Source organism: Mesorhizobium sp. M7A.F.Ca.CA.004.12.1.1, assembly GCF_003997835.1.
Taxonomy (GTDB): domain Bacteria; phylum Pseudomonadota; class Alphaproteobacteria; order Rhizobiales; family Rhizobiaceae; genus Mesorhizobium.
The window spans coordinates 1-6,900 of sequence record NZ_RZRK01000295.1 but is presented as its reverse complement, the minus strand read 5'-3'; the positions used below and the strand labels follow the sequence as shown (position 1 = coordinate 6,900).

Genomic DNA, 6,900 nt, shown 5'->3' with positions numbered 1-6,900 from the left:
GCATCACGCTGGCCAAGGTCGCCGCCTTCGTCGTCGTCATGCTGGTGGTCGGCCGCCGGGTCATCCCCTGGATCCTGCACTATGTCGCCCACACCGGCTCGCGCGAGCTCTTCCGGCTGGCGGTGCTTGCCATAGCGCTCGGCGTCGCCTTTGGCGCGGCCAAACTGTTTGGGGTCTCACTGGCGCTGGGCGCATTCTTCGCCGGCATGATCATGAGCGAATCCGAACTCAGTCACCGTGCCGCCGAAGAATCCTTGCCGCTGCGCGATGCCTTTTCCGTGTTGTTCTTCGTCTCGGTCGGCATGCTGTTCGACCCGTTCAGCCTGATCAGCAATGGCTGGCCGATCCTGGCAACGCTGGCCATCATCATCATCGGCAAATCGCTGGCGGCGTTCGTCATCGTCGTTGCCTTCGGCTATCCCCTGGCCACCGCATTGATGATTTCGGCAAGCCTTGCCCAGATCGGCGAATTCTCCTTCATCCTGGCCGAGCTCGGCGTCGGGCTGAAACTGTTGCCCGAACAAGGTCGCGACCTCATTCTGGCCGGCGCCATCCTGTCGATCGTCCTCAACCCGCTGATGTTCCTGGCCATCGACTGGATGAAGCCGTGGCTGGAACGGCGCGCCGCCAGGACGGCACCGCCGGTCGAAGCAAAACCGGTTGGTCCGGCGACGGAGCCGGGCCAGGTGGCCTCTGTCGCGGCAACGGCGAAAAGGGAGGACGGGCCGCCGCCCAAGACGGCACTCACAGGCCATGCCATCCTGATCGGCTACGGCCGTGTCGGTGGCCTGGTCGGCTCGGCGTTGAAAGACGCGGCACTGCCCTTCCTGGTCATCGAGGACGCCGACAAGACGCTGGCGAGGCTGAAAGCGGACAGCATCGAGACCGTCGCCGGCAATGCGGCCAATGCCGAAGTGTTTGCCGCCGCCAACCCCGAAGGCGCCAGCCGGCTGATCCTTGCCATCCCCAATGCCTTCGAAGCCGGTCAGATCGTGCTCCGAGCCCGCGCCGCTAATCCCGGTATCAACGTTATCGCCCGGGCCCATTCGGATGCCGAGGTCGAACATCTCAAGGGTTTGGGCGCCGATACGGTGATCATGGGTGAACGCGAGATTGCGCGCGGGATTGTGGAAGAAGTTCTCGGTTCCAAACCGGAGTTGAGGCGCGAAACCGCCGAGCCATCGGTGGCCTGAGTCCCAAAGCCAAGCTGCATTCTCGCACGCTGGCAACCTGATTGGCTCGACCAGCCTTTCAAGTGAGCATTACGCCACGAATGCAGAGCCGCCATTTTGCGCGATACCACTGAGGTATTTGGCCGGCGGCTTCCCAAGCGCCTTCTTGAACATGGTGATGAAGGCCGTGACCGAACCATAGCCGAGATCGCCCGAGACTTGCTGGACACTCTTGCCGGACGCCAGTTCCCGAATTGCAACGATCAAGTGCAATTGCTGGCGCCAGCGCCCGAAACTCAGCCCTGTCTCCTTTGTCACAAGGCGGGCGAGGCTGCTCTCGCTGAGCGCCATGCGCTTGGCCCAGTCCGCCAGCGTGCTGCGGTCGGCAGGGTCTTGCGCCAACGCCTCGGCGATCCTGTTCAAGCGCGGCTCGGATGAGATCGGCAGGTGCAATTGCTGGACAGGCATGCGTGGCAATTCGGTGAGCAGCATTTTGGTCAAGAGTTCGCCCCTCGCCTCGTCGTCCTGCAGCCGATCGGAAAGCTCGATGATCAATTCGCGCAGCAGTGGCGAGATCGAAAGCGTGCAGCACCGCTCCGGCAGGTCGGCCGCTCCCGGCTCTATGTAGACGAAAAAAATCCGGGCGTTGGCGGTTGCGACATTGCTGTGCTCCATGCCGCCGGGGATCCACACCCCGCAATGCGGCGGCACCATCCATAGACCGCTTGGAACGCGGCATGTGACGCCGCCGCCGAGCGCGAAGACGAGCTGGCCTTTGCGGTGCCGGTGGGCGGGGACTTCCGCTCGGGTGTCGGGGATGTCGACGCGCACGGCAATCGCCAACGCGGAAGGGTCATCCACATCGAGATCAAGCCAGGGGTAGCTGAGGGGCCGTCTCATGATTGACTGCTATTAGCGATGAAACGCCATGATAGCTAAATTCTTTAACCGCGGAAGTCGATAGGCTCCGGTTCGCGCAGGGTTGATCTCGTGACGCTGCGCGCCATCGCCGGTATGGCTCGCTACCTACGTGGGTACTCAGCTTGCCGTGCTTTCCAACGCAAGCTGGCACCGACAAGCCAGCAACAAGGTACGCCATGCTCGCCCTGGTCATCTCTCCCGAAAGTGCGACCGGGTTGAGGCTCGCCGACGTCGCCGAGCCTCAACCGGCCTCGAATGAAGCGCTTGTCTCGGTCCACGCCACTTCGTTGAATCGCGGCGAACTGCGCCTGCTTGCCATACGCCCCAAGGGCTGGATACCCGGCCAGGACATTGCGGGGATTGTCGAACGAAGAGCAGCCGATGGTTCCGGGCCAACCGTCGGCGCCCGGGTTGTCGCGTTGGTCGACGAGGCTGGTTGGACCGAACGCATCGCAGTCCCAACCGACCGTCTCGCCGCCCTGCCGGATGACGTCAGCTTCGTTTCCGCAGCCACGCTTCCTGTCGCCGGTACGACGGCGCTGAGGACTCTACGCCATGGCGGGGACCTCGCCGGCCAGCAGGTCTTGATCACCGGCGCAAGCGGTGCGGTCGGTCGTTTCCAGATCCAGCTCGCCCGCCATCAGGGCGGATTCGTGACCGCTGTCGCCGCCGCCCGGCACGCTGAGGATCTCCGCGGCCTCGGAGCCAGGCAGGTTGTCGAAGCGATAGACCTGGCCGAGGGGCCGTTCTCGCTGATTACCGAGTCGGTTGGCGGCCAAAGCCTCGCATGCGCGATCGAACGCGTCGCCCCTGGCGGGACCATCGTCATGTTCGGTTCGAGCAGCGGCGAACTAACGCCCGTCGGATTCCGCCAGTTCGTTCCGGATCATGAAGGAGCGAGGCTTCAGACCTTCGCCTACTACACGTCCGGTCCAGGCATTGGCGAGGACATCGCCTCGCTGCTCGCTCTGGTCGCAGCCGGCCGGCTCGAAACACGCGTGGCCTTGACCGTGCCATGGACAGACATCGCCCAAGCGCTGGACGCACTGCGACAGCGCAGCTTCAGCGGCAAGGCCGTTCTCACCATAACAGGATGAGCATCCTGTTATGTCACACGTGCTGGCCGCCATTGATGTGAATTTCCGAGCCCGTCACATAGGACGCCTGCTGCGAACACAGGAAGAAGATGATGTCGGCGACTTCGGCCGTGGTGCCAAGGCGCCTGAGAGGGATGGTCTCGACGATCTTGTCAGTGCCCGGCGACAGGATCGCGGTGTCGATCTCGCCGGGCGCAATGGCATTGACGCGGATGCCGTGCGGGCCGAAATCATGTGCCATCTCGCGCGTCAGCGAGCCGAGTGCCGCCTTCGATGTGGCGTAGGCCGTGCCGGCGAAGGGATGCACGCGGGTTCCGGCGATCGAGGTTACGTTGACGATCGAGCCCTTGGCCGCCGCCAGCTCCTTGAACAGGCCGCGCGCCAGCATGATCGGCGCGAAGAAATTGACCTGGAACACGTCGCGCCAGACATGCATCGGCGTGTCGATCGAATCCATGCGGCTGTTGCCGTCCTTGAGCTTCGGCGAAATGCCGGCATTGTTGACCAGCGCATGCAACTGGCCGCCATGCGCTTCCAGCCGGTGGCGGATTTCGGAGACGGCGATGCCGACATCCTCCTGATCGGCGAGATCGACCTTGATGTGGTCTTCCGGCCCGGCCGGCCACGGGCAATCCTCGGCGAAAGCCTGCCTGGAGCAGGTGATGACGCGCCAGCCCTCGCGCGAAAAACGCTTGACGGTGGCGTGGCCAATGCCGCGGCTGGCGCCGGTCAGCACGATGGTCTTTCGGGTGTCGAGCTCAGTCATTTCAAGGTCTCCGGCCGGCAGATGTAGCCGAACGCCGCCGAGGTGGCGAGAGGCCGAAATGTCACCATTCACCTCAGAGGAGGAACCGGGAAGCCGGCTCGCCGTTGGTTCGGGAGTTGCAGGACAGGGCGCGGGGTCTCAGATCAAATCAATCGGGACAGAGCCATGACGCAGACAGCACCCCTCGACATAGCCACCGACTTCACCAAGGCGTGGACAAGCCACGACCTCGACAAAGCAGCATCCTTGGTTGCCGACGACGTCGTCTTTGATGGGCCGATGCAGCAATCGACCGGCAAGAAACCCTATCTCGAGGGCCTGACCAAACTATCACAGGATGTGACCGGTGTGCGCATGATCGCGGCCTTCGGTGACGATCACCAGGCGCTGCTGATGTATGATTTGATGACCAAGTCGTCCGGCGCGCTTTCCTGCGCCAAGCACCTCACCATCAGCGATGGCAAGATTCACAGCGACAAACTGACCTTTGACAGCAAGAAGTTGGGCAGCGCCAAGCCACGGAATTAGCGGATCGGATCAGCCGCCAAGGAGGTCGAGGATCGAGGTCTGCCGCTTTTTGCGCGGACCGCCGACGTCGCCTGGCGGCACCGGGTGCTTGATCGACGCGGTGGCGCCGTCATCCTCCGGCATGGAGGGGCCGTCGGCATCGACGGTTTGGGCGGGACGGGCCGCGCGGACCGGCGCTTGGGCAACCGGCGCTGCTGGCCGCGCCGGTGCCTGCTGACCGACCGACGTCGACGGAACCGGCGCCGTGTTGTTCGCCGCGGGTATCTCGTCGGGGACGATTGTGTCGGCCGGCGTCGATTTCCAGGTGCCGGGCAGCGGCCGCACCGGCACACCTTCGTGGGCCGCAACCATGAACTCGTGCCAGGCCTGCGCCGGCAGTGCGCCGCCGGTGACCTTCTTCATCGCGCTGCCATCATCATTGCCGAACCACACACCAGTGGTGAGGTTGGCGGTGTAGCCGACGAACCAGGCGTCGCGCGAATTTTGACTGGTGCCGGTCTTGCCGGCCGATGGCCAGGCGAAAGCCGCTTTCCGGGCAGTGCCGATCTCAACCGTGCCCGTCATCATCGAGTTCATCATGCCGACGATCTCAGGCTTGACGACGCGCGGCGCGCTGCCGCCGCCGCTGTCGTAAAGCACTTTGCCCTCGGTGGTCGTCACGCGCCGGATGAAATGGATGTCCGGCTTGTAGCCGCCATTGGCAAAGGGGACATAGGCCGAGGTCAGCTCCAGCGGCGTCACTTCCGAAGTGCCGAGCGCGATCGAGGTGTTGGCTATCAGGTCGGACTGGATGCCCATGCGGTGCGCCGCCTCGACAACCGCGTTCGGCCCGACCTCCATGGTCAGTTGCGCCGCCACCGAGTTCAGCGACTTGGCCAGCGCGGTGGCCAGCGTCACCTTGCCGAAATACTTGCCGCCGTAATTGTCGGGTGTCCAATTGCCGATCTTGATCGGCGCATCGTTGCGGATGCTGTCGGGCGTGCGACCGGCTTCGAGCGCGGCCATATAGACGAACGGCTTGAACGCCGAGCCCGGCTGGCGACGTGCCTCCGAAGCACGGTCGAACTGGCTCGTCGAATAGTCGTAGCCGCCGACCATGGCACGTACCGCACCGGAATCGTCGATCGACACCAGCGCGCCCTGTGTGACGTTGAGCTTCTTGCCGCTCTCGTCGATCAGTCTGCGGATCGACTGTTCGGCGAGCTTTTGCAGGTTGAGGTCGACGGTGCTGTCGATGACGATGTCGCCGCGCACATCGCCGATCAGGTCGGGCAATTCCTCCATGATGGTGTCGGCGACGTAATTCTCCGAGCCGGTCCAGTAGGACGGCGCACGCGTTGCCGGCGCGCTCATTGCCGAGGTCATTTCCTTGGCGCTGATCTTTCCCTCGTCACGCATGGCGGCAAGCACCAGTTGCGAGCGTTCCTCGGCGGCCTTCGGATCGCGTGCCGGGGACAGCCGCGACGGCGCCTTCAACAGGCCGGCAAGCAATGCGGCTTCCGACAGGGTGACGTCGCGCGCGCTCTTGCCGAAATAGCGGCGCGAGGCGGCCTCGACGCCATAGGCGCCGGAACCGAAATACACCCGATTCAGGTACATTTCGAGGATCTGGTCCTTGGTGTGCTTGTGCTCCAGCCACAGCGCCAGCAGCACTTCCTGCACCTTGCGTTCCAGCGTGCGGTCGGGTGTCAGGAACAGGTTCTTCGCCAATTGCTGGGTCAGCGTCGAACCGCCCTGCGAGAAACGCCCGCCCAGCACGTTGGTGACCATGGCGCGCGACAGACCGATCGGGTCGATGCCGAAATGCGAGTAGAAGCGCCGGTCCTCGATGGCGATGACGGCTTCCGGGATATAGGGCGACATCTCATGCAGGCCGACGGCCTCGCCGCCGCTCATGCCGCGATTGGCGAGCAATTGGCCATCTGCCGAGACGATCTTGATGTTGGGGGCGCGGTCGGGAATCGACCAGGTCGTCGCCGCCGGCATCTTGGCGCCATAGTAGACGACGATGCCGGCCACCGCGATGCCGCCCCAGATGGCGAACACGAAGCACCAGTAGAACAGCCGGCCGAGCACACCGAACAGGCCGCGCCGGCTTCTGCCGCGCTTGGCCCGCGACGATTTCCCTTTGGCCGGCTTGCGTTTTGCGGAGGCTTTGCGATTGCTCGGCACGACGCGATCCTCCTCGTTCACCGAAAGACCCGCCGAGGACCGCGCCTGCGGCGGCCCCTCGAAACTGGGTTCGATGCGACTGTCTCTGCGGTTCGCCATGCGCTGTGCTTGATATCCCCGATGCCTATGGCGTTCGGGTTGAAGAGTAGATGCGGCGGTTTAAAGGCGGGTTAAGTCGTGTTCGAATGCCGGCCCTGGCGTTGGTCAACGATGTTGATGCGAAAAAGCCGCTACGCCTTGATAT

General features: G+C 63.8%; 6 protein-coding genes. 3 read left to right on the top strand and 3 right to left on the bottom strand.

What is annotated here, in order from left to right; all coding sequences use genetic code 11:
• Positions 1-1,193 (top strand): cation:proton antiporter (locus EN984_RS16920; RefSeq protein ID WP_127383838.1); only part of this gene is annotated, 1,193 nt, incomplete at its 5' end.
• Between the two features lie 69 nt (positions 1,194-1,262).
• Here EN984_RS16920 and EN984_RS16915 read toward each other — a convergent pair.
• Complete coding sequence (locus EN984_RS16915; RefSeq protein ID WP_127271895.1) at positions 1,263-2,072, bottom strand: helix-turn-helix transcriptional regulator; 810 nt, start codon at positions 2,070-2,072, stop codon at positions 1,263-1,265.
• 197 nt (positions 2,073-2,269) lie between these two features.
• On the opposite strand from EN984_RS16915, the gene EN984_RS16910 reads away from it, so the two are divergent.
• On the top strand, positions 2,270-3,190 hold the full coding sequence (locus EN984_RS16910) for a zinc-binding dehydrogenase (protein ID WP_127272551.1): 921 nt from the start codon (positions 2,270-2,272) through the stop codon (positions 3,188-3,190).
• A gap of 13 nt (positions 3,191-3,203) precedes the next feature.
• Here the strand turns inward: EN984_RS16910 and EN984_RS16905 are convergent, their stop codons facing one another.
• Entirely contained in the window at positions 3,204-3,956 is a 753-nt protein-coding gene (locus EN984_RS16905; protein WP_023812510.1) for an SDR family oxidoreductase, read from the bottom strand.
• A gap of 165 nt (positions 3,957-4,121) precedes the next feature.
• Between EN984_RS16905 and EN984_RS16900 the strand changes: the two genes are divergently transcribed.
• Positions 4,122-4,484: a nuclear transport factor 2 family protein gene (locus tag EN984_RS16900; protein WP_127270874.1), complete on the top strand. Its 363-nt coding sequence runs from the start codon at positions 4,122-4,124 to the stop codon at positions 4,482-4,484.
• 9 nt (positions 4,485-4,493) lie between these two features.
• Here the strand turns inward: EN984_RS16900 and EN984_RS16895 are convergent, their stop codons facing one another.
• Positions 4,494-6,755, bottom strand: coding sequence for a transglycosylase domain-containing protein (locus EN984_RS16895; protein WP_127270873.1), 2,262 nt, complete (start codon positions 6,753-6,755; stop codon positions 4,494-4,496).
• Between the last annotated feature and the right edge of the window lie 145 nt (positions 6,756-6,900).

Coding starts and splice junctions, on each gene's coding strand:
- EN984_RS16915 (WP_127271895.1), bottom strand. CDS start 2,072: ATGAGACGGCCCCTCAGCTACCCCTGGCTTGATCTCGATGTGGATGAC.
- EN984_RS16910 (WP_127272551.1), top strand. CDS start 2,270: ATGCTCGCCCTGGTCATCTCTCCCGAAAGTGCGACCGGGTTGAGGCTC.
- EN984_RS16905 (WP_023812510.1), bottom strand. CDS start 3,956: ATGACTGAGCTCGACACCCGAAAGACCATCGTGCTGACCGGCGCCAGC.
- EN984_RS16900 (WP_127270874.1), top strand. CDS start 4,122: ATGACGCAGACAGCACCCCTCGACATAGCCACCGACTTCACCAAGGCG.
- EN984_RS16895 (WP_127270873.1), bottom strand. CDS start 6,755: ATGGCGAACCGCAGAGACAGTCGCATCGAACCCAGTTTCGAGGGGCCG.